This is a genomic window from Rhodoferax sp., assembly GCF_018063565.1.
Lineage (GTDB): Bacteria > Pseudomonadota > Gammaproteobacteria > Burkholderiales > Burkholderiaceae_C > Rhodoferax.
Genome location: NZ_JAGPBB010000033.1, coordinates 12,476 through 38,851, shown reverse-complemented (window position 1 = coordinate 38,851; position 26,376 = coordinate 12,476). Strand labels below are relative to the sequence as shown.

23 protein-coding genes are annotated in these 26,376 nt (G+C 60.0%); 6 read left to right on the top strand and 17 right to left on the bottom strand.

The genetic code is table 11. From position 1 onward, the window contains the following. From KBF66_RS09750 to KBF66_RS09740, 3 genes are all read left to right on the top strand, one after another. Nucleotides 1-293: M20/M25/M40 family metallo-hydrolase (locus tag KBF66_RS09750; RefSeq protein ID WP_296655791.1), on the top strand; the 293-nt coding region annotated here is incomplete at its 5' end. Nucleotides 294-373: 80 nt separating this feature from the next. Further along, nucleotides 374-1,540 (top strand): pyridoxal-phosphate dependent enzyme, encoded by a 1,167-nt coding sequence (locus KBF66_RS09745; protein WP_296655788.1) that lies wholly within the window; start codon nt 374-376, stop codon nt 1,538-1,540. 19 nt (nt 1,541-1,559) lie between these two features. Next, nucleotides 1,560-3,020, top strand: coding sequence for a pyridoxal-phosphate dependent enzyme (locus KBF66_RS09740; RefSeq protein WP_296655786.1), 1,461 nt, complete (start codon nt 1,560-1,562; stop codon nt 3,018-3,020). Nucleotides 3,021-3,025: 5 nt separating this feature from the next. Here KBF66_RS09740 and KBF66_RS09735 read toward each other — a convergent pair whose 3' ends face one another. Then, complete coding sequence (locus KBF66_RS09735) at nt 3,026-3,262, bottom strand: hypothetical protein (RefSeq protein WP_296655783.1); 237 nt, start codon at nt 3,260-3,262, stop codon at nt 3,026-3,028. A 17-nt stretch (nt 3,263-3,279) separates the two neighbouring features. Beyond that, a complete protein-coding gene (locus KBF66_RS09730; RefSeq protein WP_296655781.1) occupies nt 3,280-3,489 on the bottom strand; it encodes a hypothetical protein in 210 nt (69 codons plus the stop codon). Between the two features lie 190 nt (nt 3,490-3,679). On the opposite strand from KBF66_RS09730, the gene KBF66_RS09725 reads away from it, so the two are divergent. Next, complete coding sequence (locus tag KBF66_RS09725; protein WP_296655776.1) at nt 3,680-4,831, top strand: M14-type cytosolic carboxypeptidase; 1,152 nt, start codon at nt 3,680-3,682, stop codon at nt 4,829-4,831. A gap of 83 nt (nt 4,832-4,914) precedes the next feature. Here KBF66_RS09725 and KBF66_RS09720 read toward each other — a convergent pair whose 3' ends face one another. From KBF66_RS09720 to gshA, 10 genes are all read right to left on the bottom strand, one after another. Continuing rightward, nucleotides 4,915-5,850 (bottom strand): cation diffusion facilitator family transporter, encoded by a 936-nt coding sequence (locus tag KBF66_RS09720; protein WP_296655774.1) that lies wholly within the window; start codon nt 5,848-5,850, stop codon nt 4,915-4,917. A 36-nt stretch (nt 5,851-5,886) separates the two neighbouring features. After that, the gene (locus KBF66_RS09715; RefSeq protein WP_296655772.1) at nt 5,887-6,615 is read right to left on the bottom strand and encodes a cytochrome c3 family protein; all 729 of its coding nucleotides are present in this window, start codon (nt 6,613-6,615) and stop codon (nt 5,887-5,889) included. After that, nucleotides 6,612-7,190, bottom strand: coding sequence for a hypothetical protein (locus tag KBF66_RS09710; RefSeq protein ID WP_296655766.1), 579 nt, complete (start codon nt 7,188-7,190; stop codon nt 6,612-6,614). The genes KBF66_RS09715 and KBF66_RS09710 overlap by 4 nt, the downstream gene beginning before the upstream one ends. Then, on the bottom strand, nt 7,191-8,462 hold the full coding sequence (locus KBF66_RS09705; protein WP_296655761.1) for a 2Fe-2S iron-sulfur cluster-binding protein: 1,272 nt from the start codon (nt 8,460-8,462) through the stop codon (nt 7,191-7,193). 251 nt (nt 8,463-8,713) lie between these two features. Then, entirely contained in the window at nt 8,714-9,706 is a 993-nt protein-coding gene (gene oppF, locus KBF66_RS09700) for a murein tripeptide/oligopeptide ABC transporter ATP binding protein OppF (protein WP_296655756.1), read from the bottom strand. After that, a complete protein-coding gene (locus KBF66_RS09695; protein WP_296655752.1) occupies nt 9,699-10,703 on the bottom strand; it encodes an oligopeptide/dipeptide ABC transporter ATP-binding protein in 1,005 nt (334 codons plus the stop codon). The genes oppF and KBF66_RS09695 overlap by 8 nt, the downstream gene beginning before the upstream one ends. A gap of 9 nt (nt 10,704-10,712) precedes the next feature. Continuing rightward, entirely contained in the window at nt 10,713-11,624 is a 912-nt protein-coding gene (locus KBF66_RS09690) for an ABC transporter permease subunit (protein WP_296655722.1), read from the bottom strand. A gap of 60 nt (nt 11,625-11,684) precedes the next feature. Then, entirely contained in the window at nt 11,685-12,605 is a 921-nt protein-coding gene (gene oppB / locus KBF66_RS09685; protein WP_296655719.1) for an oligopeptide ABC transporter permease OppB, read from the bottom strand. Nucleotides 12,606-12,715: 110 nt separating this feature from the next. Beyond that, nucleotides 12,716-14,326: a peptide ABC transporter substrate-binding protein gene (locus tag KBF66_RS09680; protein ID WP_296655716.1), complete on the bottom strand. Its 1,611-nt coding sequence runs from the start codon at nt 14,324-14,326 to the stop codon at nt 12,716-12,718. Between the two features lie 244 nt (nt 14,327-14,570). Next, nucleotides 14,571-16,142, bottom strand: coding sequence for a glutamate--cysteine ligase (gene gshA / locus KBF66_RS09675; protein WP_296655713.1), 1,572 nt, complete (start codon nt 16,140-16,142; stop codon nt 14,571-14,573). Nucleotides 16,143-16,213: 71 nt separating this feature from the next. Here gshA and KBF66_RS09670 point away from each other — a divergent pair, with 71 nt between their 5' ends. Beyond that, complete coding sequence (locus tag KBF66_RS09670; protein ID WP_296655710.1) at nt 16,214-17,704, top strand: AMP nucleosidase; 1,491 nt, start codon at nt 16,214-16,216, stop codon at nt 17,702-17,704. A 44-nt stretch (nt 17,705-17,748) separates the two neighbouring features. On the opposite strand, the gene KBF66_RS09665 is transcribed toward KBF66_RS09670, so the two are convergent. The 5 genes from KBF66_RS09665 to KBF66_RS09645 form a co-directional block, all read right to left on the bottom strand. Then, a complete protein-coding gene (locus tag KBF66_RS09665) occupies nt 17,749-19,305 on the bottom strand; it encodes a DUF4384 domain-containing protein (protein WP_296655707.1) in 1,557 nt (518 codons plus the stop codon). Nucleotides 19,306-19,357: 52 nt separating this feature from the next. After that, nucleotides 19,358-19,747: a hypothetical protein gene (locus tag KBF66_RS09660; RefSeq protein WP_296655705.1), complete on the bottom strand. Its 390-nt coding sequence runs from the start codon at nt 19,745-19,747 to the stop codon at nt 19,358-19,360. A gap of 52 nt (nt 19,748-19,799) precedes the next feature. Then, nucleotides 19,800-20,195, bottom strand: coding sequence for a hypothetical protein (locus KBF66_RS09655; RefSeq protein ID WP_296655704.1), 396 nt, complete (start codon nt 20,193-20,195; stop codon nt 19,800-19,802). Between the two features lie 139 nt (nt 20,196-20,334). Then, the gene (locus tag KBF66_RS09650; RefSeq protein WP_296655701.1) at nt 20,335-20,712 is read right to left on the bottom strand and encodes a hypothetical protein; all 378 of its coding nucleotides are present in this window, start codon (nt 20,710-20,712) and stop codon (nt 20,335-20,337) included. A 162-nt stretch (nt 20,713-20,874) separates the two neighbouring features. Further along, nucleotides 20,875-23,979: an AAA family ATPase gene (locus tag KBF66_RS09645; RefSeq protein ID WP_296655697.1), complete on the bottom strand. Its 3,105-nt coding sequence runs from the start codon at nt 23,977-23,979 to the stop codon at nt 20,875-20,877. A gap of 436 nt (nt 23,980-24,415) precedes the next feature. Here KBF66_RS09645 and KBF66_RS09640 point away from each other — a divergent pair, with 436 nt between their 5' ends. Beyond that, nucleotides 24,416-26,164 (top strand): alpha/beta fold hydrolase, encoded by a 1,749-nt coding sequence (locus tag KBF66_RS09640; RefSeq protein ID WP_296655694.1) that lies wholly within the window; start codon nt 24,416-24,418, stop codon nt 26,162-26,164. Nucleotides 26,165-26,376: the final 212 nt, after the last annotated feature.

Genomic DNA, 26,376 nt, shown 5'->3' with positions numbered 1-26,376 from the left:
AAGGCGTGACACTGTCGAGCCGCCAGTTGGCGCGCTTTGAACCGGTGGACTTTGATCCGGACAGCATCTCGCTGGTCGAAGCCACCGCCAAGCGTCTCGGATTGCGTGTGAAACGCATGCCCAGCGGCGCCGGCCACGACGCCCAGATGCTGGCCCGCGTCTGCCCGACCGCGATGATCTTTGTACCGAGTGCCGGTGGTATCAGCCACAACATGAAGGAATTCACCAGCCCGGCGGACCTGGAGGCCGGTGCCAACGTGCTGCTGCATACCCTGCTGCGCCTGGCTTCGTGAAAGGCTCTGCCCGCTTGAGTAATGCCCAGCTCAGTGACGCACTGTCGCGCCACCTGAGCGACTGACAGAAAGGACTGAACATGAAGTGGTTTTGCCGTTGTGATCAATGTGGCGCGCGCTACGACCTGGTGCCGGGCCGCTATCTATGCGATGTTTGCGCCAAGAAGCAGCAAGCTGATCGACCGCTTGAAGGTGTGTTGGAGCTGGCCTGGGAGGGCGAGCCAGATCCAGGCATCATTCCGCTGCCAGTAGAGCCGCAGTGGTTCCCCCCGATTCCGGTTGGCAACACGCCCTTGTGGGCGCCGCAGCGCTTGCGCGAGCAATATGATGCCCCCCATTTGTGGATCAAAGACGATACCTGCAACCCGTCGGGTTCGTTCAAGGACCGCGCTTCGTGGCTGGTGGCAGCGTTTGCATGCCAGCACGGCGTTCAGGAAATCGTGCTGGCATCCACCGGCAACGCCGCATCGAGCATGGCGGCGGTCGGTGCCGCTGCCGGCCTGAACATCAAGGTCTTTCTGCCGGCAAATGCACCCATTGCCAAGCGCATCCAGGTGCTGCAGTACGGGGCCGAACTGGTGTCGGTCGATGGCAACTACGATCAGGCGTTTGACTTGTCGCGCGAATATTCCGATCGCACCGGCGCCCTGTCGCGCAACACCGCCTATAACCCCTTGACCATTGAAGGGAAGAAAACGGTTTCCTTCGAAATCATCGACGATCTGGCACGGGCGGGGGCCAGCGCACCAGACCATGTTTTTGTTCCGGTCGGTGACGGCGTGATCATTGCTGGGGTCTATCGGGGCTTCGAGAACCTGCTTGAACTTGGCCGCATCACCAAAATACCCACGATCTGGGCTTGCCAGGCGCAGGGCTCAAGCGCCATCGCACGTGCCTTGACGACACCACACGCCGAAGGCGACCCCTTCGGCCCGCCCCGTTCATCACAAACCCTGGCCGACTCGATCGCCGTGGATGTACCGCGCAACGGCTTGCATGCCTTGTCCAAACTGAAGAAACATGGCGGCAAAGCCGTCGTCGTTTCTGACGATGAAATTCTTGCTGCCCAGAAGACGCTTGCCAGCGGCTCCGGGCTGTTTGCCGAACCATCCTCCTGCACGGCGTTTGCCGGCTGGATCAAGGTTCAGGCCAGCTTGGCGCGCGAGGAAAGTTGCCTGTTGCTGATTACCGGAAACGGCCTGAAAGACATCAAGGCGGCCGCACAAGGCCTCGGATTGACCCTTTGAAACATAACGGAGAAACACCATGATCGACCTGAACATCAACCCCGTCCAACGCAAAAAGAACATCCAGCGTTGCCGCGAGAATGGCATCTTGCTGCCCACCTATGCACAAATGCGCGACCCGGCGCTGATTCCCGATGCCATCAAACAAGAGCTGGCGAGCATCGGCCTGTGGGATGTGCATGTGCGCAACCTGTTTCGCATCAACTGGCACAACGAACCGACTGACAAGGGTGGTAATTTCGGCGGTGTCAATTTCATCGAACTGCCGCGTACCATCACCGGCACCAAGGCGCGCATTGTCGGCATCGTTGGCAAGTGGTTCCCGACCGGCGCGCACAAAGTCGGCCCGGCCATTTCGTGCCTGCTGCCCGAACTGGTCACCGGCCGTTTCGACCCAACAACCCAGAAAGCGGTTTGGCCCAGCACCGGCAACTATTGTCGCGGCGGGGCCTACATTTCCCGGCTGTTGACATGCCCCTCGGTCGCCATTCTGCCGGCGGGGATGTCGCAGGAGCGCTTTGACTGGCTGCGCACGATGGCCGAAGAAGTCATCGCCACGCCGGGCTGCGAATCCAACGTGAAGGAAATTTTTGACAAGTGCATCGAGCTGGAGCGCACCCGCCCCGAGGCCATCATCTTCAACCAGTTTGACCAGTTGCCCAACTCTCTGTGGCACTACAACGTGACCGGCCCGGCAATGGCCGAAGTGTTCAAACAGATCGCCCGCCCCGGCGATGTGGTGGCCGGCGCGGTGCTTTCGTCGGGCTCAGCTGGCACCATGGCGGCGGGCTCTTACCTGCGCGACAACTTTGCTGGCGCAAAAGTTGGTGTGGCCGAAGCCCTTCAATGCCCGACCATTCTGGAGAACGGCTTTGGTGACCACCGCATCGAGGGCATCGGCGACAAGCATATTCCCTGGATTCACAACCTGCGCGACACCGACACAGCCATCGGTGTCGATGACGAGCTGCCGATCCGTTTCATCCGGCTGTTCAACGAGCCCGCCGGTCAAAAATTACTGGCTGAAAACGGGGTCAGCCAAGAGGTCCTCGACAAACTGGAATGGATGGGGATTTCGAGCATCGGCAACATGATTGGTGCCATCAAGTTCGCCAAGTACTATGAGCTGGGCGAGAACGATGTGGTGTTCACCGTGTTCACCGATTCGATGGCGATGTACCAGAGCCGCCTGACCGAACTCACCGCCGAGCGGGGTGTTTACGACCAGCGCCAGGCTGACCGTGACTACGACCGGCTGTCAGGAATCTCGCTGGATTACGTGATGGAGCTGTCACACGTTGACAAGCGGCGTGTGCATCAGCTCAAGTATTTCTCGTGGGTCGAGCAACTTGGAAAAACGGTCGAAGAATTGCGTGCCCAGTGGGATGACCACCGCAATTACTGGGGCTGCTTGCGCACCCAGTGCGCCGATCTTGACAAGATGATTGAAGACTTCAACGCCGAAGTGCTGGCCGGTTGACCAGCTCAATCCTGCATTGCCAGATTTAAAAACGGATTCACGATGCGCAGGGTGCCGTCAATCCGTTGCTTGTGTTGCAGGTCATCACTGAAGGCCACGGTGGCACCACTCTGCAGTGCACTGGACAGGATCAGGCAGTCATAAAGGCCATAGCCAGTGCTGGTCTGCAAGGCCAAGGCCGCGTCGATGAACGGTTGGCATTCGTCAGCGGTGAGACGCTTGGCAAATTTGCGCGTGGCCACGTTGGCAAATTCCTGAATCACCTGGTAAATGTTCGCCCGGCATCCACCTGCCCAAGTTGTTGCATGACGGCCCGAAAGCGCAACACGGCAGCGTCGTTGTGTGAACCGGCACAGCTTGCCAGCCATTTGCGAAGGTCCACATTCAGCGTGCTGAGTGCCGCCGTGGCTTTCTTTCGCGCTTGGCCAATGAGCTGATCGTCTGCGGTCAGGGTGATGTTGCGTAGCATGGGCTGAAACTGGTGTGCACTATGCGTCGCAGTGCACACGGGTTCACCAACATGCGTGGCGCACTCTGCCAGCGATAAATCATCACAAAATTCATAGCTGTCATCGCATATGTAGAAAAGGCTGGAGACCAATTTATCATGTAAATACTGGCGTAGCTCTTAGAATCAGTCATCTTCCTGGAACAAGCCCATGCCCACACTTCATATTTCCAGTCAGTTCGATGCCGGTGCCATTCAGGTGCAGAGCCTGACTGACCCGCTAAACATCCAGCTCAATATCCGCCCCGACAACGCCAGCGAATTTGCCCAATGGTTTTGCTTTTGCCTGCACTGCGCCGCAGGCGAGCCGGTGTGTCTGAACTTCATGAACGCCGGGCAGTGCACCTACCCCAAGGGCTGGGAGGGTTACCGCATGGCGTGCAGCTACGACCACCAGAACTGGTTTCGCCTGAGCACCGACTTTGACGGCCAGGTGATGCGCGTGGCCTTTACGCCGCAAAGCAACTGTGTTTATCTGGCTTACTTTGAGCCGTATTCATACGAGCGTCATCTGGATTTGCTGGGTTCGGCCGCCAGCTCACCACATGGTGCGCTGGAACACCTGGGCAGCACGCTTGACGGGCGCGATATGAGCCTGCTGCACGTCACCGATGCGCAAAGTGCCACACTGTTGCCGGAGAAAAAAAAGGTCTGGCTGATTGCCCGTCAGCATCCCGGCGAGTCGATGGCCGAATGGTTTGCCGAGGGTTTTCTGGAGCGCCTGCTCGACGATGCCGACCCGGTGTCGCGCGTGCTGCTCGACAAATGCCAGTTTTATGTGGTGCCCAACATGAACCCTGATGGCGCGGTGCGTGGCAACCTGCGCACCAACGCGGCGGGAGCCAACCTGAACCGCGAGTGGGCCACACCCATTCTGGCCCGGTCGCCCGAGGTGTTCTGGGTGCGCAAGAAAATGCTCGAAGCCGGGGTGGACCTGTTTCTGGACGTGCACGGCGACGAAGGCTTGCCCTACAACTTTGTCGCCGGCACCGAAGAAACCCCCGGCTTCAACCCGCGCATTCAGGCGCTGCAAGAAGCGTTCAAAACCAGCTGGCTGGCTGCCAGTCCGGACTTCCAGACGACCTATGGTTACCCGCGCGGAAAAAATGGTGCGGTCAATATGACGCTGGCCACCAACTGGGTCGGCCAGCAGTTTGCCTGCCTGGCTTTTACCATTGAGATGCCGTTCAAGGACAACGCCAATCTGCCCGATCCGCAGGTCGGCTGGAACGGCGAACGCTCCAAGCGGCTCGGTGCCAGCGTGCTGCAGCCGTTACTGGATTGGGCTCGGGCTGGTACTTAATGTGAAATACACCGTTTCGTGCTGATCTTGTCAAAGCGGCGGTGCGATGAAAAGCCCTTCGACCAGGTTCAGGGCGAACGGTTTCATGAGTTGGTAGCGGTCGCTGGCGGTTCGGCAGTTTCGTCCTGGTTCGCCTCCACATCGCTGGGCAGCAGCTGGATCGTGGCACGTAGACCCGGCACCGCCCGCATCAAGGCCTGCTCGACGTTACCCCTGACCTGGGCGGCTTGCCCCAGCGTCCAGTTGGCCGGCATGTGCATGTGAAGGTCAACAAAGCGGCGTTGCCCTGAGCGACGGGTGATGACATGGTCAAAGCGAATGGTTGGCTGATCAAAACTGGCCAACACCATGTCAATATCGCGCTGCACATCGGGTTCAACCGCCTGATCCATCAAACCCTGCGATGAGCGCCACATCAGGTGGCCGCCTTCCCACAGAATATTCAGCGCCACGCCAATGGCGGCAAGCGCATCCAGCCACAGCCAGCCGGTCAGGGCCATGCCGGTAAGCCCCAGCACCACGCCCACCGAGGTCCAGACATCGGTCACCAAATGGCGGGCATCAGCCTCCACCGCGATGGACCGGTGTCTTTTGGCAACGCCAAACATCACCCAGGCCAGCAAACCATTCAGCGCAGAACTTAACACGGACAGGGCCAGCCCCCAGCCCAGCTCTTGCAGCGGCTGCGGCTGCAGCAGTCGCGAAACGGCAGCCCAGATGATGCCGATCGATACGCCAACGATCAATATCCCTTCGAAACCCGACGAAAAATACTCGGCCTTGTTGTGGCCATAGGGGTGCTCCTGATCCGCGGGGCGTTGCGCGATGGTCACCATCATCAAGGCGAAGATGGCGCTGGCAAGGTTCACGAACGATTCCATCGCATCTGACAGCAAGCCGACTGAGCCGGTGACGTACCAAGCCAGGGTCTTGAGGGTGATGGTCGTCGCCGCCACGCCGATCGACACCTTGAGCAAGTGCTGCGGTGTCAGGTACCGGGTGGGCAACAGGGAAATCATCGGGGGAATGTCGATCAGTGGTCTTGCGGTGTTGGGTTAGTCATTGTCACGCTTGCCACGACCTTCATTGCGGCCCTTGATGTCGTGCTCATCGGCGCTGCGATGGCACTCCACACAATTGTCAAACTTGCTGATGCCTTCCTTGATGTGCTTGCGCCGGATGTTGTCGGGCGTGTGCTCGTGGCAGCCGTAGCAGGTGAAACGGCTGTAGTCGTTGCGCACATGACAGGTGACACAGGTTTCGTTGTGGTCGCGGTCGAGTACAAAATATTGGTTGTGGTCAAAGGTGGCGGGGGTCCATTTCTCCTGCGTATGGCACTGCAGGCAGTTGCCGGTAATTTGCTTGTGCAGCGAATCAGTCGGGGTTTTGTGGCAGGTCTGGCATTGATCGCGCGTGGCTTTCTTAAGCAGGTTGTGGTCAAACGAGCGGGCGCGGGCAAAGCGTTTGACACCGGCATGGTCGCTGTGGCAGGCCACGCAGTCCTGGCTGCTCAGCTCCTGGTGGAAGGCGGCCTTGGTGGCTGGCTTGGTTAGCACCCGCCCGTTGGTGGCCAGCAGGCCAATGTCGGCTGGCTTGTGGCAACTGGTGCAACGCAGCGAACTGGCACCGGTCAACGGCGCATGGCAGGCAAAACAGTCGCCCTCCAGCGCCTTGTGGCCGGGAATGAGCTTGCCCGGGCTCACCATCAGCTCGGGGTAGATAAACACCAGCGCCGCCAACAGCCCCAGATTGAAGGCCAGGATGATCTTCAGCCACTTGTTCATACCCAGCCCCAGAACAAAAACACGCTGACGATGTGGCCCAGTGCCAATACCGAAAACACGATAAAGATCGGGATGTGCACCTTGCGCCAGCGCGCCATGGCGTCCAGCGCTACCGCATCCCAGAACACCGCCTGCTCCACCTCGGGTTTTGACAGGCCGCGCAGTTGGAAATGGCTGCGCTGGCCTTGCACATGTCGGCGCGCGCTGTTAAGCAACATCTTGCCCACCAGGCCGCTGATCACGTTGATGCCCATCGCCACCGTGGCCAGCCAGGGAAGGATGGCGTTGAAATGCACGCCGGCGTGGATCAGCACCATCAGCGAGCCCAGCCAGGCGCTGTATTCGTGCAGTTTCAGCAGCATCTTGGGCTCGCCGCTACTCACATACTTGCGCTTGCGCAGAGAGTAATACAGTGACCCGATGATCAGCAGCGTGCCGGGGATGCCCAAATAGCGACCGACCCACACCAGCTTGAACCAATGCAGCAGGTAGTCACCGGCAATGGCTGCCGCAGCCATTGCGCCGAGCAAAAAGGTAAAGGGCAGTACATGACGACGCCAGAGGGATTTTTCCATCTAGAGCTCCAGGGTCACACTGGTTTTGGGTTGGCACACGCACATCAGGCAGCTACCGGGTTCCGGGTCAAAGTCTGGCTTCTGCCGATAGCGCACCTGGCCTGCGGCAATGCGGGTCTGGCAACTGCCGCAGCTACCCGAGCGGCAACCTGAATCCACAGCAATACCATGCGATTCGGCCCAGTCGAGCAAATTGCCCGCGGCGGCGTCCCAAGCGAATTGCTTGCCAGATCTGGCAAGAGTCACCGTGACGACTTGGCCTGTGGCGGAACCCGGTTCATCCTCCATCGCTGAGGTCCCCGCGTTTTTGCGTCTGACGCTGGCCGGGCCAAAGGCTTCAAAATGGATGTGTGCATCCGGCACGCCCCAGTCCTCCAGCGCCGGCACCATGGTTTCCAGCATTTGGGCAGGGCCGCACAGATAGTAGTGGTAGGGCTTGAGCGGCAGCAACCGGCGCAGCAGCGCTACATCCACCCGACCAGGATGCTGATCGTCTTGTCGCGCCACGTCACCCGTAGCGGCTTGGCTCAGGCAAATATGCAGGTGAAAGTTCGGGTGTTGGTCGGCCAATGCCTTCAGGTGCCCATGCGCCATCAGTTCATGGCGGGTGCGCGCCCCATAAAACAGCCAGACCTCGCGCCCGGGCTGGGCGGGCAGGCACCAGTTGAGCATGCTCAGCATGGGTGTGATGCCGATGCCGCCAGCAATCAGCACCACCGGTCCATGGCCAGCGTCAATATGAAAGTGCCCTGCGGGCGCGCGCAGCTGCAGGACGCTGCCCACCTGAACCTGATCATGAAAGAAGTTCGACGAGCGCCCGGGCGCATGGCTGTTTTGGGCGGGCACGCGCTTGATGGACACCCGATAGGCATCTTGACGCGGTGCGTCCGACAGCGAATAGCAGCGCGTTAGCCGCTCGGCGTCACCGTCTGCTGTTGCAATCGCCAGTCGAAAGGTCAAGAACTGACCGGGCCAAAAATGCGGCAAGGGCTGTGCGTCCTGTGGAGCCAGATAAAACGAGCAGATGTCCTGCGCCTCATCTTCAACCACCTTGCGAATCACCTTGAAGTCGCGCAGTCCGCTCCACGCCGCAGGCAGGTTTTCAGATTCAAGCGGGTCGGGCGCCAGCGCAGTCGGTAGCTCGCCACGTTCGACACTCAGGCGCAGGGTCTGGTAGTTCAGCCAGTGGCGTGAAAAAACAATGCCAAGGTAGATCGCCAACTGCAAGAGGATGGCGCCCACAATCCAAAGGAAAAGCTGCAGGGATGTCATGGCAAGCCGTTTCCGGTGTGAAAAATTCCGAAAGGCATGCCCCTTCGCGGTAGACCATTCATCAACGCAAACCTGGCAAGCACCTTGATTTCCTTCCCTTGGAAGAAGCAATAGCTTACTCAAGCGTTCTTAACCCATTCTTAAGGTGACCTGGGTTGGCTCGCAAGACTGGGGGCTGCGCGTCATTGCGACAGGTCTGCAGACTGCGGAAGAAGCCAATCGCATGGGGCGCCATGCGATTGGCGTGGCCGTCATGTCAATAGGCAGGCCACTTGCGAGCCGGGCGTTGTCGTGGTGCGCAGTTCGGGTACGGCATCCGCACACTGTGCCTGCGCTTTGGGGCAGCGGGTGCGAAACACACAGCCTGAAGGCGGATTCATCGGCGACGGCAGGTCGCCTTGCAGCAGTTGCACCACCTTGTTGCGCTCCAGCTCCGGGTCAGGGATCGGAATGGCCGAGAGCAGAGCCTGGGTGTAGGGGTGCCGCGGGTCGGTGTACAGCGCGTGTTTGTCGGCAAACTCCATCGCGCGGCCCAGGTACATCACCATCACGCGGTGGCTGATGTGGCGTACCACCGCAAGGTCATGCGCGATAAAGATCAGTGCCAGGCCAAACTCGGCCTGCAGCTCTTTGAGCAAATTGATGATCTGTGCCTGAATCGATACGTCCAGCGCGGACACCGGCTCGTCGCACACGATCAGCTTGGGCTGCAGAATCAGCGCGCGCGCAATGCCGATGCGTTGGCACTGCCCGCCAGAGAATTCGTGCGGGTAGCGGTTGATCTGCTGCGCCGTCAGGCCCACGCGCCCCATAATGGCGCGCACCCGGGTCATCACAGCGTCGTGACTGAGCTCAGGGTGGTGCGTGCGCAGCGGCTCGGCAATGATTTGCGCCACCGTCATGCGCGGGTCCAGGCTGGCCAACGGGTCCTGGAAGATCATCTGGATGTCTTTGCGCACCGACAGCCAGGCTGATTCAGAAGCCCCCTGCATTTCCTGCCCCATCCAGCGGATGCTGCCGGACTTGGCCGGGTTGAGGTTGAGCAACGCGCGCGCCAGGGTGGATTTGCCACAGCCTGACTCGCCCACCACGCCCAGCGTTTCACCCGCGTACAGGTCAAACGAGATGCCGCCCACGGCTTTGAGGCTGCGCGGTGGGGTCCACGGCCAGGCTTTGGCATCCTTGATGCTGAACTCGACCTTGACGTCGCGCACCGACAGAATGGGTTGGCGGGTATCAGCCATGGGCGGCCTCCTGTTGCACGGCGGCTTGCACCGTGGCGATTTCGCGGTGGCAGGCGCGCAGGTGACCGCTCGGTGCGGCCAGGCTCTGCAGCGGTGCCAGTGTGCTGTGGCATCGCGCATCGGCCAAGGTGCAGCGCGGGCTGAACGGGCAGCCTTTGGGCAGGCGCGCCATATTGGGTGGTGCACCGGGAATGGCCAGCAGCGACGCGTCATCGCGGTCCATGCGCGGCACGGCTTTGAGCAGGCCCAGCGTGTACGGGTGGGTGGCGTTCTTGAAGAGTTGCTGCGCGTTGCCCTGCTCCATCACACGCCCGCCGTACATCACCACCACCTGGTCGCACAGCCCGGCCACCACGCCCAGATCGTGTGTGATCAGCACAATGGCGGTGCCAAAGTCCTGCTGCAGGTCGCGCAGCAGCAGCAGCATTTGTGCCTGCACCGTCACGTCCAGGGCGGTGGTGGGCTCGTCGGCAATCAGCACCTCGGGCTCGCACAGCAGCGCCATGGCAATCATCACGCGCTGGCGCATGCCGCCTGAGAACTCGTGCGGGTACATGTCCACGCGCTTGGCGGCTTCGGGGATACGCACTGCGTCGAGCATGCGCACAGACGCAGCACGCGCCGAGGCGCGGTCTTGCCCCTTGTGCAGTTGCAGCACCTCGGTCATTTGCCGCTCCACCGTCAGGTAGGGGTTGAGCGAGGTCATCGGGTCCTGAAAAATCATCGCCATGCGGTTGCCGCGGATCCGGTTCAGCTCCGGTGCGGGCAGTGTCAGTAGGTTTTGCCCGTGGTACAGCGCATGGCCCGTGGCGCGGCCATTGCGCGCCAGCAAGCCCATCAGCGCCAAGACGGTCTGGCTTTTGCCCGAGCCGCTTTCGCCCACAATGCCCAGCGTTTGCCCCTTGTCCAGGGCAAAACTCAGGCCATTGACGGCATAGACCGTGCCATCCTGGGTCGCAAACTGCACGGCGAGGTCTTTGACTTCAAGCAAGTTCATGGCCAAGCCCTATCGGTCTTTGGGGTCGAGTGCATCGCGCAGCCCGTCGCCAATGTAGTTGAAGCAATACAGCGCGGCTGAGAGCATCAAGCCGGGAAAGATCAAGATCCACGGCGAGATTTCCATCACCTGGGCGCCGTCATGGATCAGCACGCCCCAGCTCGTCATCGGCTCCTGAATGCCAAGCCCCAGGAACGACAGCACCGATTCGGTCAGTATCACCCCCGGTACGGTGACGGTGGTGTAGATCACCACAATGCCCAGCAGGTTGGGCACGATGTGCCCGAAGATGATGCGACGCGTCGGCACGCCAATGGCGCGCGCGGCTTCAACGAACTCTTTGCTTCGAAGCGACAAGGTTTGGCCGCGCACCACGCGAGCCATGTCCATCCATGAAAACACGGTGATGGTGATCACCACCAGGTAAAAGGCACGCCCCAGCAGCGTGACCATCAAGATCGCAATCAGAAGGTAGGGCACGGCGTACATCATGTCCACCACGCGCATCATCACCGCGTCCACCTTGCCACCCATAAAACCGGCCACGGCACCCCAGGCAATGCCCAGGCTGACCGATGAGAGCGTGGCCATCAGCCCGACCATCAGCGACACGCGCCCGCCCATCAGGGTGCGCACCAGCAGGTCGCGCCCGGAGTCGTCGGTGCCAAACAGGTGCCAGTTCTGCAGTGTGGGCGGCTTGCTCATGGCGTCCCAGTCGGCGGAGTCAAACGCGTGCGGTAGCAGCCACGGGCCGACGATGCAGGCCAAGGTGATCAGTGACAGCAGCCCCAGGCTGAATACCGCCGCCCGGTTACGCATAAAGCGCAGGCGCGCCGAGTACCACAGGCTGTGGCCCTGTAGCTCGGGCTCCAGCGCTGCACCAAGGCTGGCCACCAGCGCGTCATCTTTGTTTTTGAACATGTGAATATTGGGTCAAAATCGCCTCTAGCGCTTATGCAATAAACGCTGGTAGCAATACATTCAATAGCGAATCTTGGGGTCCAGCAGCGCGTAGGCCAGGTCGACCAGCAGGTTAAACACCACCGTGACGACCGTCACCAGCACCACCAGACCCAGCACCAGGGTGTAGTCGCGGTTGCTCGCACCCGTCACAATCAGCTTGCCCAGCCCCGGCAGTGAAAACACCGACTCGGTCACCACGGCCGAGGTGATGGAGGAGATCGCCATCGGCCCGATCAGCGACACCACCGGCAGCAGCGCCGGTTTCATGGCGTGGCGCAGCACCAGCGTGCGCATCGGCAAGCCCTTGGCACGTGCGGTGCGGATGAAGTTGCTGCCCAGCACCTCGATCATGCTGCCGCGCATCACCCGGGCGATGGTGGCCACGTTGATGAAGATCAGCAGCGCCATCGGCAGCACCATGTAGCGTGGCGCAAAGTTGTCCCAGCCACCCGCCGGTGCCAGGCCCAGCCACAACGCAAACACCAGAATCAGCAGCGGTCCGATGACGAACGACGGGAACACGCTGCCCACGCTGCTCATCATCATGGTCAGGTAGTCGGCCAGGCTGTTTTGTTTGAGTGCTGCCATGGTGCCAAGCGCCACGCCAATAAAAATCGCCATCAGCAGTGAGCCGCCGCCAATGGCCGCTGAGATCGGCAAGGCTTTGGCCACCAAATCGTTGACGCTCCAGTCTTCGTAGCGAAAAGACGCGCCCAGGTCGCCCTGCAGCAGGCTGCCCAGGTAAAGCAAATACTGTTTCCATAGCGGCTCGTTGAGATGGTACTTGGCCTGCAGGTTGGCCAGCACCGCCTCGGGAATCTTGTGCTCGGTGTCAAACGGGCCGCCGGGGGTCAGGTGCAGCAGCAAATAGCACAGCGTGATGACCGCCAGCAGCGTCGGGATGGTCGCCAGCAGGCGGCGCAGCGCGTAGGTCCACATCAGCAAAACTCCTGTAACAGGTCAGCAGATCAGGTGCTTATGGCATCCGGCCCGCAAAAAACAAACCGCCGACACGTGTGACGGGTCGGCGGCAAGCTTGAGTCAAAGGCTCAATGCTTGATGATGTAGAACTCTTTGGCGCGGTAGCGGTCCATGCTGTTGGTGCTGGTGTAGCCACCCACATAGGCCTTGACCAGACGCGGCTGGGTGTATTGCAGCAGCGGCAGCATCGGGTAGTCGTCCATGATCATCTTGGAGGCTTGGGTCAAGAGCTTCTTGCGCTTGGCCGCATCCAGGCTCTGGTTGCCTTCATCGATGAGCTTTTCTGCCTCACGGTTGCAGTTTTTCTGCGCGTTCTGGTCGGAGTCGCACTGCACCAGCGTCAAAAAGGTGGTGGCATCGTTGTAGTCGGCCACCCAGCCGTTGCGGGCGATCTGGTACTCACCGTCGTTGCGCTTCTTGATCAGCACCTTGAACTCCATGGCATCCAGTTCCACGTCCAGCCCGAGCTTGGTTTTCCACTCGGAGGCTGCAAAAATCGCCATCTTCTTGTGGTATTCACTGGTGTTGTAGCTGAATTTCAGCTTGGTGCCGGGTTTGACACCGGCCTCAAGCAGCAGCTTTTTGGCTTCGGCCACGCGCTTGTCCATCGGCCAGCTGGTCCAGTCGTAGGTGGTGGGCTCGCCGCCCTCGACGCCTTCCACCAGCACGCCATAAGCGGGTTTCTGCCCGTCTGCGGTGACACGCTGCGCCAGGATGTCGCGGTCAATGGCCATCGACAAGGCCTTGCGCACCTTGATGTCCTTGAGTAGCGGGTCGGTGTTGAGGTACGAGTAATAGCGCAGACCCAGCATGGGCGAGTTGTGGATCTCTTTCGGGTACTGTGCCTTGTACTTCTCAAAGGTGCCTGGCGGCAACTGGTACACCATGTCGTTCTCGCCTGACTCAAACAGTTTCACGTCGGCATTGCCGTCTTCGACTGCCAGGTAGGTGAACTTGGTGATCTGCACGTTCTTGGCATCCCAGTAGGTGGGGCTTTTGGCCAAAACGATCTTGGCGTTCACGTCCCAGGTGGCCAGGGTGTAGGCACCATTGCTCACCAGGTTGCCGGGTTTGGTCCAGTCTTTGCCGTTCTTCTCGAGACTGGCTTTGTGGACGGGGCCGAGTTGCAGGTTGGACACCAGCGAGGGCATAAAGCCCACCGGGAACGGGGTTTTCAGCTCCAGCGTGTATTTGTCGAGCGCTTTCACGCCCAATTCTGTCGGCGGTTTCTTGCCTTCAACAATCTCTTTGCCACCCACAAAGAAGATACCAAAGGTGGCGGCGTATTCAGACGCTGTCTTGGGGTCAACAAAGCGGCGCATGCCGTAGATGAAATCTTCTGCCGTCACCGGGTCGCCGTTGGACCACTTGGCGTTTTGCCGCAGCTTGAACACCCAGGTCTTGGCATCGACCTGTTTCCAGCTCTCGGCCACGCCAGGCACCGTGTTGCCAGCGCCGTCTACGGCGGTCAGGCCCTCAAACAGGTCGCGAATGACGTTGTTGGCGGGCACGCCTTCGGCGCGTGCCGGGTCAAGCGTGTCGGGCTCCGAGCCGTTGTTGCGCACCATTTCCTGTTTGGGGTGCAATTGAACGCCGGCAGGGATGGTGGCAGCCAGGGTCAGTCCGGCACAGCCCAGCAGCATGGCGGTCGCCAGCGCGTTTTTGGTGAATTTCATCATCGCATCATTTCCAGGTGGTAGGGATAAAGGCTGGATTCTAAAAGTTTGCATGCTCGTGTTTGTCCGAGTGGTGATGAGGGCCATGAGTGGTCACGAAATCGCTTTCCAAAAAGTAGCGCACCAAGCCTTCTTAATATGGGCTGAAGCCATATTTAGTGGTTGCAGTCAAAACCAGGCAAGTCCTGCAGAATCCATGGCGAAAACAGCGCATTCTGTGTTGTGCTGGTCGCGAGACAAAACAACCTCAAGCGTAATATGCCGCCACAAAGTCCTCAAATGGCTGACCCCGGGCGGCGTCTTCGTCATCGCCTTGAGCCTGCTGTTGCAGCGAGCTCTGCACACTGCTGGCAAAGCGTGCCTGCGTGGCGTCATCGAGTGGCTGGGACTGCAGGGTCTGCGTGTGGGCTTGCGACATCTCGAATGCAAAGTCGAAATAACTGCCATGCTCGCGGATGGCTTCAATCACGCGCGCTGAGGGGGTCAGCTCGGGCTGGTCGATGCGCTGACGCAGTTGCTGCATGGCTTGAGCATAGGCGGTGCTCCCATAGGCCCCGTCGAGCATGGCAGCAAAGGGAGCCATGTCGTCGAACAGTTCATGCGCCAGGGCGCGCAGAGCTTGTTCGCGGTTATGCAGCAGCAGCTGCAGGCCGGGCTGGCGCCCGCGCGTGACCACCCGGTGCTTGTTTTCGTCGTTTTCGCCTTGTTCACGCGCGGTGATGGGTGGGCTGGTGCGCAGCAGACACATCAGCAGCAAGGTGTCGGCAAACAGGCTTTGCTCCGGGGCAATGCCGATGTCGATGAAAGGGTTCAGGTCAAACAGGCGCATCTCCACGTATTGCACGCCGTACCGCTGCAGTGCCAGTGCCGGGCGTTCACCCCGCAGTCCGACGCGTTTGGGACGCATCGGGGCGTAAAACTCGCTTTCGGTTTGCAGCAGGCAGGCGTTGAGCTGCAGCCAGCGATCGCCTTCGCGAATGCCGAGTTCTTGGTAATAGGGGTCAGGGGTGCGGATGGCGGTTTCCAGCGCAGCGGTGTAGGCATCCAGGGAATTGAAGCTCACCGCCAGTTTGTCTTGCGAGTGGTTCTGGTAGCCCAGGTCGCTCATGCGCAGACTGGTGGCGTAAGGTCCGTGCAGCGTGCCGGGGGTGAGTTCAACCAGGTCGCTGGGGTGACCTTGTAAAAAACTTTTGCAAAGCGCCGGTGAAGCACCAAACAGATAGGGCACCAGCCAGCCATATCGCATGAAGTTGCGGATCAGGCCAAAGTAACGCTGGTTCACATAGTCTTGCAAACTCTCGCCACCCGGGCAGATGTCGCGCAGGACGCGCCAGAAGTCGTCGGGCAGCGACCAGTTGTAATGCGCCCCGGCGATGGTCTGCATGGCACGACCGTAGCGCAGGCCCAGGCCCTCGCGGTACACCATCTTGAACTGGGCGTTGTTGGATTTTCCGTAGTCAGCGATGGCAATGTCCGGGTCAGCGCCGATCTTGCATGGCATGGAGCCCGCCCAGAGCAACTCGCCGTTGAGCTGGCGCGCGCTGTAGCGGTGGATGTCGGTCAAAAACTTCAACGGATAAGCCGGGTCAGGCGAAGGGGGGGTGATGAACTCAAGGAGACTTTCGGCGTAATCGGTGGTGATCCAGGGGTGCGTCAGTTTGCTGCCCAGCGCCAGTGGGTGGGGGGTTGTGGCGAGTTGGCCACTAAGGTCCACGCGCAGGCATTCGCGCTCATAACCGCGCTGAATGCCGCGTAGCAAGGCCGCGTTGCCGGGTTGGGAGAACTGGCGGATCTGGTCACAACAGGTGAATTTGAGCATGGTGTCATTGGGTTTTGGGGACAGAGTATGGCATCACGCGCCTGTCACACGGACGTGGAACAATGCCGCCCATGTCTTATCTACCCGACTTCATCGCACCGCAGCGTTTTAACGACCCCGCCGCCGCACTGGCGCAGGCGCAACTGATCTACGATGCCAGCATTGCCCATTTGCGCCAGGCCATGCAGGCCTATGTCGCAGGCGCCGAACTCCCCGGCCATGTGCGCGCCTGTTACCCCTTTGTGCGGGTGCAGACCGACACCGTGGCCCGGCGCGGCTCAGACCAGACAGCGCGTCTGAGTTACGGTTTTGTCGCGGGTGCGGGCCGCTTTGAGACAACGCTGACCCGCCCTGACCTGTACGCCAGCTATTACCTGGCACAGTTCACCCTGCTGCTGGAAAACCACCAGGTCGCGCTGGAAATTGGCACCAGCAACCAGCCGATCCCGGTGCATTTTTCATTTGCCGATAACGAACACATCGAGGGCGAATTGAGCTTTGAGCGGCGCCAGCGCATGCGCGACGTGTTTGACCTGCCCGATCTGACGGCCATGGACGATGGCATAGCCAATGGCACCTACGCACCACATCGGGGTGAGGCTCAGCCGCTGAGCCTGTTCACCGCCACCCGGGTGGACTATTCCTTGCAGCGCCTGCGCCACTACACCGGCACGGCACCTGAGCACTTTCAGAACTTTGTGCTGTTCACCAATTACCAGTTCTATATTGATGAATTTATCGCCTTGGGCCATGCCGAGATGGCGCAGGGAGCCAGTGAATACAGAGCGTTTGTCGAGCCGGGCAACGTGGTAACGACCCGAGGTGTTTCCCCCAATGGCAATCCAACCACCGGCACCCCGCCGCCGCGCCAGCCGCAAATGCCGGCCTACCACCTCAAGCGCGCAGATGGCAGTGGCATCACCATGGTCAACATTGGTGTCGGGCCGGCCAACGCCAAGACGATCACCGACCACATCGCCGTGCTGCGCCCACACGCCTGGATCATGCTGGGTCACTGCGCCGGGCTGCGCACCACGCAGCAACTGGGTGACTATGTGCTGGCGCACGGCTATGTGCGTGAAGACCACGTGCTTGACGAGGAACTTCCGCTGTGGGTGCCGATCCCCGCCCTGGCCGAGATTCAAGTGGCGCTGGAGTCGGCCGTGTCTGAGGTGACACAGCTCAAGGGTGCCGACCTGAAAAGCATCATGCGCACGGGCACCGTGGCATCCACCGACAACCGCAACTGGGAGCTGTTGCCCGACAACGGCCCGCAACGCCGCTTCAGTCAAAGCCGTGCCATCGCACTGGACATGGAAAGTGCCACCATCGCGGCCAACGGTTTTCGCTTTCGGGTGCCCTACGGCACACTGCTGTGTGTGAGCGACAAGCCGCTGCATGGCGAAATCAAGTTGCCCGGCATGGCCAACCACTTTTACCGCGAGCGGGTGGACCAACATTTGCGCATCGGGGTGCGCGCGCTGGAACTGCTGCGCGCGCAAGGCGTTGACCAGCTCCACAGTCGCAAGCTACGCAGTTTTGTGGAGGTGGCGTTTCAGTAGTCGGATTAAATCGTTTGTACCGCCTGTCCATGCGGTACAAACGTCTAACGGGCAAGCCTTTGCAATTCGATGCTGGCACCGCTTGCCTGACTGAAATGGCCACGAATTTCGTCAAACGATTTCAAGCGAATCTCTTCAAAGTCACCCCAGCGCAAGGGCGCTGGGAGGTCACCATAGACCTCTCGCGGGGCATGCAAGCAGGCGTATTGCGCCGCTGGATTGAGCACAAATCGTTGTCCGTCAGGCACGCGAATGGGCGTACCCGCCTCAATGCGCGGATCACGCACAAACCGGTTTGGAAAAATTCGAACGATTTTCTGGCTCACCAGGTCCTGGCTGTAGCAATACAGGTAACCACTCTGACTGGCCTGCACTTCCAGCTGTAGTCCCTTGCGACTGGCAGCACCAGTGCCGACCAGGTTGATTTGAACCACCGCCGATACAGCTGGCGGCTCAGGCATCGGCACGCTCGCCAGCACGGACTCGGATGCGTCAGCGGCAGTGGGTGCTGCGGCAAGTCGACTTTTGCGTGGCAGTGCAGCCAGTGGACCTTTTGCAACCGGCACTGCGATAAACTGCTTGAAGAATGCCAGATCCGGGGGGCCCGCCGGCGGCAAGCCGAGCACCTGGCGGTAGATGGCCATGGCCTGGTTGAAGTGGTCACTTTCCTGCCCGTCAATTGCACCGTCAAAATAGCGCCGCTCGCGCATGCGCTCTTGCAGGAAGCTGCGTAACTCCTGGGCATCCAAGCTCAAAAACCAGTCTTCCATTTCGCGCTGCACCTCAGGGTCTTCGTCGCTGACGTTGACGCATTGCCAGTACGGCAACCGCACCAACTTGCCCAGCAGTTCCACGGCGGCCAATTCCACCATGTTGCGAGCTGCCTGTGCGGTGCCTTCGGAGCGCGAGGCCGAGAACGAAAACACCACATCCAGTCCTGGATTGGTCAATTTGGCCTGGCCGTCGCCAGCGCTGGCATCGCGACTGGCTAGAACCGTGAGGTTCTTGGAAGTAACCCCCGGCAGCAAGGTCATGCCGTCGGTTTCCACCAGCGCGGCATCAAACCCTATCACCGAAAATTTGGTCTCGCTCCCAAAACGCACACCAAACAGCCGTTCGGCCAAGCCCAGACCGACCGACACACCGCGTTTTTCAACGCTGTCGTCAAGCTGGCTGATATTGCCGCGCATGCTGTACTGCGGTACCACCGCAAAGGCAGACTGCTTTTGCGCTTGTTGCAGGAACTGGGTCAGGTTCTGCTGGTCACTGCCAAACACAGACAACCGCACCGCGCGTGAGCGGCGGGTCATGTCTGACACGGCCGAGGTCATCATGTCACGCGTTGAGATGGGCAGTTTTTGCGTGATATCACGAAACTCTTCCATCATCAGTGTGATGTCGCGCACGCCCTGGTTGAACATCAACTCATCCATGCAGCGCAACGCCGGTGTGAAATTGGTGACCGCGCGGCTACTGCGGTCAACCGGATTGACCTTGCTGCGCACCTCCGTCAAGGTCTGCTGGCTCGGGTTGCTGACGCAGGCCGACAGTAGCCCGGTCGAACAAACCAGCCAGACGATTGACTTGCAGGTTGTTGACATGCCCAAATCCTTTCTGGTTGCGACCGCGTTGTTGCCCCGGGCGATACAAAATCTACTCGTTGCGGGTACCAATGCTGCCAAGTTGGGTCTGGTTTTTCAGCTTTTGGCAACGGTCCGGGCCATTTGCCACCAGTTGATTTCGGGCATCTGGTCCGTAGCTCAACTTGCAGTCCAACGCGGGCAACGCTGCCAAAGATGCCAGCCCGGTACCTTGGCACAAATCGCCAAAGTCACCTGCCTCAGCCGCAACACGAGTGCCACCGGGCCCGCACCTGCGCGGACCCACATCGTCCAGCACCCGTTCCGTCTTGGCGCAGCCAACCTTGTTGGCCGCCAAGTTCTGGATGGTGAAGCCGCTGCCTTCGCAGAAGGCGACTTCTCGGGCTTGGACGGCATTGACGAGGACCAATGCAGAAACGCAGGCAAAGAAAAACTTGTTCATGGATATCTCCTGGAAGAAAAAGCAAAAATGTGCAAATGAGGAAAATCGGGTATCAATAGGAATAGCCCGGGGTGGGCGCTGGCGTGTTCTTTGCAGGCTTGACGATGTGCCAAACACCGCCACTGCCATCGCCGGCACGGTCGCCGGGTTTGGCATCGCCCACAAAGTAATACAGCGGCAACTTGTTCCAGGTCCATTGCTGTGCGCCATCACCTGGCAGGCGGCTCACTTCAGGCAAGCTGGATGTTCCAGAACCGGCTGTGTAGGCTGGCCACGCCTGCAGGCAGGCTCCGCCACAATTGCTTTTGCCGGGCTGGTCTTTGTCAAAGATGTACAGCGTTTTGCCTGCAGGATCAGTCAGCACACCTGCTTGAAGAACTGGCTGCGCATGCAATGCGGTGACAGCCAAGCCTGACAGGGCCAGCGCGTAAACCAGGTTTTTTCTCATCATGAAACTCCTTTGGGGGTGGGTGGAAAAGGCTGAAAATTGCAAGCTGTCTGTAGATCACATCGAAGCCAGGTTCTGTATGCCAGCTGCGTTGTTCAAATCAAAGGGCTTGGGCGACTGAACCAGATGGACGCCTGCTTCAAGCGGTACATGCGGTACCACCTTCAATGAATGCGTCATTCTTCACGCTGCCGGGAATGCTGCTGTCAAAGACAACCATGAACAAGCTTGGCAGGGTGGTCCAGTCGAAGCCGAAAAAAGGGCTGACCTTTGGTACCTTGGTTGGATCGTTTTTGTGATCAGTACCATGGCTACTCAGCAGGCTGTGTTCGACCGTTTCGGCCATTTCGTCGTACGCGCAGCCAGGTATGGCCCCCAAAGAGGCAATGGGCGGCAGATTGGGCGTCTGCGATTGCGTCGGCATTGCGGGCTTGGATCGGGTGGCCGTGACCATTTCGAAACGCAAATTTTCCGGATCAGTGACGGCATTTATCAGCGGTAACAGAACCATTTTCATTTTGGGCAGCCTTATGTGAGTTGAGTGCCGACAAAAAATTTTCGAGGGGGGAACAGCCAGCGTTCCCAGTCAGTGGCGGTATTGTTGGTAACTGCCGTCTCTCTACCGTCTCTTGGGACGACCCAGAACCAGGTCTGTAATGGCTTTGTTAAAAACCTGTGGCTATTGGCCCAGCCACGGGGCGCGCTTGCGCGCGAGGGACTCAACAAACTCAGGCGTTTGTGGATATTCATACCCTGTCGCCCGGGCCAAATTGCCCTCTTGCCCCGCCATGCCTGCGTTGGCACGCCAGACCAGATCCGCGAAACCTTGTTTTTGCGCCAGTTCCATCGCGTCACCAATCAGCAATCGGCGTTCGTCAGCGCTTGAAGAAGCACACGCCAGTAGCAGTCGGGCATCCACAAGGGTCTCCAGCAAACCCGCGGCACCTGCTGTTTCGGCTTGCTGGCGAGCCGCTTGAGCGGCCAGATCAAGTTGACCATCGGACAGCGCCAGAACCACCTGCATGCGTGCCAGACGCGCCAGCATCAGAGGGTGGCTGCTGCGAGCGGTCAGGCCCTGCACCCGCTCGATCAGTGCGCGATCAGGCAATAGCCCGGCGGCAATCTGGCAATCCAGCCGCACCACCGCGTACTGCGATACCCGTAGCGGGTCGGTGCTGCCGTGCAAGGCCTCATCCGCCTGGTCAAGATCTTGCAGTGCGATGTCGTACTGTCCACATTGCATCCACAGGCGGGCACGGCGCACTTGCGCCTCCGCCACAAACAGGGCTGAACCTTGTACTGTCGCCAAATGGTGCGCCTGGCCCAGGGCCTCCAGAGCTTCGGTATAGCGCCCAGCGCTGGTCAACACCGACCCCAGCACCAGCAGCGACAGCGTCTCGGTATGCGCCACGCCCGCCCAACTGAGCAGACTGCGCCTCGCCATCGTTTCAGCCCGCGCCAGATCACCCAGGGCAAACAGCATCACCGCCAGGTCATTTTCAATTGTCAGACCACTGCAATAGGCGGGGTGATTGGCCAGCAGCGCGTCAAAGGCATCGCGTGCTGCCAGTGCATTGCCGGCAAACCAATGAATCTGGCCTTCAAAGCTGAGTGTCGAAGGGTTGTTGGGGGCCAGCAATTTCACTTGTGCCAGCAGTGACCATGCTGCGGCAATGTCGGGTTCACGCATGGCCAATTCAATCAGCACTTCGCAGGCGTGGATGCGGTCGTCCACCCGCAGTCTGGGCATCAGCGGACGCAGCAGCCCGGCGTGGTGGCGCGCTGCCGCCATGTTGCCGGCAAACACCAAGTTGTCCACCAGGCCTGACAGGGTTTGCGCTTCGATGTGTTCCCGCTGCAGTGGGTCGGCCACGGCGGGTACCTGCGCCAGAATCAACTCCAGTGCCATGCGGCCAGAACTCAGGTTGTCTAGCAGTTCACACTCGGCCAGAGCCAACCGGGCCAGGAGGGCCTGGGTGGCATCCAGCGACTCTTGCGCCACGCGGCTCCATAGGCCACGCGCTTCTTCAAACCGGCCGCGTCGTTTCAACTGAACGGCACCGCGCAGCATCCAGGCCAGCGCCGTCTGTGGTTCGTGCGCCGCCGTCCAGTGCGCCGCCACGGCCAGTGGTTCGGCTTCGCCTTCGGCGCGTGCGGCCATGGCCAGCGCAGCATTGTGGTGCAAAACCTGCTGATGGCTGGCGCTCAAGTCGGCCAGCACGGCGTAACGTATCAAGTCGTGGCGGCACGCCAGCCCGCTGGCATCTTCGCGCAGCAAATCTGACTCCAGCGCCAGCCGGACCGCCTGCAACTGTTGGGCGGGCAGCAAATCGGCCACCTGCGCCAGCACCGCCAGCGGCATGGGTTGTCCCATCACAGCGGCGGCTTCCACCAATGACCGGGCGGCAGGTGTCAGCACCCTGAGCCTGCGTTGCAGCATGTCACTCACTGGCAAGGGCGGGCTGCGGCTGTCTGTGGGCACACCAGTCGCCAGCACGAATGGATCAAATCGCAGCATCTCCTGCAAAGCGAAAGGGTTGCCTCCGCTCAGATCGCACAAACGCAGCACCTGCTCGGTCTGCCAGCTCTGATCAGGACGAAGTTGCTGACACAAACTTTCGACTGCATGGCGACCCAGACCGGGCAGCACCAGCTGATGCAAGTGACCGCTACGCTCCAGGCTCGACACCCATTCGCGCTGACTGCTGCTGAGTTCATAAGCCCTGGCGCCAGCACGCCAGCGCACCACCCCGCGGTGCGTCAGTAGCGCCAGAAATTCCAGACTGGCGGCATCGCACCACTGCAAGTCGTCCACCACCAGCCAGGGACTCAAGCCCTCAAACACCCGGGCCAATACCTCGAGCAGACGCGCCTTGGCAGTATGCATGTCCAAAGGCGGTAGCGCCTCTTTGGGTGCGAGTTGTGGCAGCAGCCGGGCCAGATCCAGGCGATAGGCGCTCAGCTCGTCATCAGTGTTGCGCAGGCGCGCGCGCAAGGCAGGCATGTGGGCTTGCAGGCATTCAACTAGCGGGCGGTAGGGAATTTGTGTCAGCCCTTCGCGGCCATACAGCGTGGGCACCTGCTGAAAGGCAGCTGCCAGCAGGGTTGTCTTTCCCATGCCCGCTTCACCCGTCAGCAACACCGCGCGAAACTGTAGCTGACGCAGGGTTTGCAAAGGGGTGTTGCGCCCAACCAGGTTGGCAGGGGTGGCCGCGGATGGCGCTGCATCCTCGGGCGTTTCAACATCAGGTTCAAGCAGGGCGAGCTTCGTGCGCAAGGCATCCAACCAGGGCGCAGGTGATTGGTCACGCGAGCCGGTTTTGAGGGCCAGCGCAGCGGCCGACCGCCAGTCCAGGCGCAACTGCGTTTCCAGAGCTTCAGCCCATTCAAAAAAAACCGCGAATCCGGTCACTCGAAAGCTGCTGAGCCATTGCAGCGGTGCCAGTTTGGCCAGCGTGGCACCGTCAGCCGTCGTTACGGCCATCTGCAGGGTTTGCAGGTCACTGGGGAGCAGCAGGCTGACCCGGCTGCGTTCACTTTGCAAGCAGGCCTCACATCCCCGCGCGATCAGCAATTGCCGCACGCGATGCAGGTTAACGCGCAGGTTATGTCTGGCTTCATCGGGCGCACGGTCTGGCCAAAAAAAAGTCCCCAGCGTGTCACGATCAACCCACTGCCCCTGGCACGTCAGGTAAATCAGCAGACAAACCGGCAGACTGGCGGGTAACTGAACCGCTTCACCATTGGGCTTCTGCCAGGATGGAACGCCAAGAAGCAGCAGCATGGTGTCAGTGGGTGGCAGTTAGGGTTTGTCTAACAAAAAAGTACGAAAAGCTACACCATAAATCGCAAATAGCAAGGTCGCACGCGTAACATCAAATGCCACTGGCATTGCGAAGAATCGCCAGACGCACCTGATCTGCACTGATTTGCAAAAAAATTTCTGGGTAAGCCAGCCTTGTGCAACCTGGGGAGCATCTTTGCCCTGTGCATGGATCATGCCATGGTTTAGCGTCGGTGCAACGCTGCTGAGAAGTGAGGTGGGCGTACTGCAAGGTCTCAGTGGCCCCTTCATGCGCTATCAGAAGAGCCTGAGCCGGGCCGGCAGATCTGGTTTTTTGATGCATATTTGACCTAATCGCACGCGGGCGGCTTCGTGCGCCCGTACTATGTCAGTTGCGCGTCCAAGCATGGCGCGCTTTTAACAAAGGGTATGAATCATGTTCAAGCAAGCCACCCACATATCACCTGAGCCTGTCACCAAGACGCCCGCGCCCCTTGAGGCCGGGTTGAATGCCCTCACTCAGGCGTTAGACCCCTTTGGCATGCTGTCGTCACAGCTCAAGGCACAGGCGGCCTGGGCACGGCATCCCCAGGAGCTGTGGGGCTTTACCTCGGCACTGACGTCTGATTTGCTGAAAATCTATGGCCACGGAGCGCGGCGCATGCTGGGCATCCCTGAGGGTGACCCGGAGCCACGCAATCCCGATGATGAGCGTTTTGCCGACCCGGTTTGGTCAGACTGGCCAGCCTGGGACTTGATCAAAGAACAATACCTGCTGCTGACGCACCGTCTGCAAACCGCGGTCGCGCAAACGCCGGATCTGACCGAGCATGAGCGCCAGGTGGCTGATTTCTGGCAACGCGTCGGGCTGAACATGCTGGCCCCCACCAACTTCTTCTGGCTCAACCCGAAGGCCATCAACCGCTACTTGGAGACGCAAGGGCAAAGCGTGCTGGCCGGTTGGCAAAACTTCATGCGCGACATGGATGCCAAAAACATCCTGATGGTCGAGCCCGATGCCTTTGTGGTCGGCAAAGACCTGGGCATCACGCCTGGCAAGGTGGTGTTTCGCAACCGCTTGCTGGAGCTGATCCACTACACGCCCACCACGACGGAGGTGCGCGCCATGCCGATTCTGATCGTCACGCCGTGGATCAACAAGTATTACATTCTGGACCTGACGGCGCAAAAGAGCATGGTCAAACATCTGACCGACCAGGGCTTTTCGGTCTTTATCACCAGTTGGAAGAACCCCGACGCCGAAATGCGCGACGTGCGTTTTGACGATTATTTGCTGCAAGGGGTGGATGCCGCCGTGCGTGAGGTGACGGCACTGTGCAAGGTGCCGCAGGTGCATCTGGTGGGCTATTGCATTGGTGGTACGCTGGTGAGCACCTACATGGCCTGGGCCAACAAGCGTTTTGGTGCCGATCGCATACCAGTGGCCCACTGGACGCTGTTTGCCACCCTGACCGACTTTTCGCACCCCGGCGAGATAGGCGTGTTTATCGACGAAGAAAGCCTGAGCGGACTGGAGAAGCTGATGGCTAAAAAAGGCTATCTGGACGGCAACGAGATGGCCGCGTCGTTTCGACTGCTGCGCTCCAACAGCCTGATCTGGAACTATTGGGTCAGCAGCTATCTGCTGGGCGAAAAACTGCCCAAGTTTGACGTGCTGTTCTGGAACATGGACGCCACGCGCATGCCGCAAGCCATGCATTCGTATTACCTGCGCCAGATGTACCTGCACAACCGCCTGATCCAGCCCGACGCGCTGACCATTGCCGATGAGCCGATCAACCTGGGCCGCATCACGCAGCCGCTGTATGCAGTGACAGCCAAGGACGACCACATTGCCCCGTGGACCGCGTGCTACCGCATTCGCCACGTGCTGAGTCCGGATGCGCCGGTCCGCTTTGTGTTGTCCACCTCGGGACACATTCTGGGCATTGTGAACCCACCGGTGGACCCGCCCAAGCGCTCGTACTGGATTGGTGAGCCAACGGCGCAGCAAGAGGCCCAGACCTGGTTGGCCGACGCGCCGAAGAAAACCGGCAGCTGGTGGCCCGACTGGACTGCCTGGCTGAACGCGCGCACTGGCGACATGGTGCCGGCCTATGGTGCCGGGCGGCGCAAGTTCCCGGCTCTGGCCGATGCACCGGGGACCTATGTGCTGGAAAAGTGACGTCGTGGGTTAGGCCGGTGTGAGGTTGTTTCAATCGACGGATTGACATCCTTTTGATCAAAGCCGCCACCAGTTCAGGTATCGAAAATAACGGTGGCCTGACGCGCGATTCAAACATCCGCATTCAGCCATATTGGGCGCGCGCTCACACCCCTGATGGCGTGCAAATTTTCTGACGCCGGGTTACACCGTGTGCTGTGTCAGCGAAGACC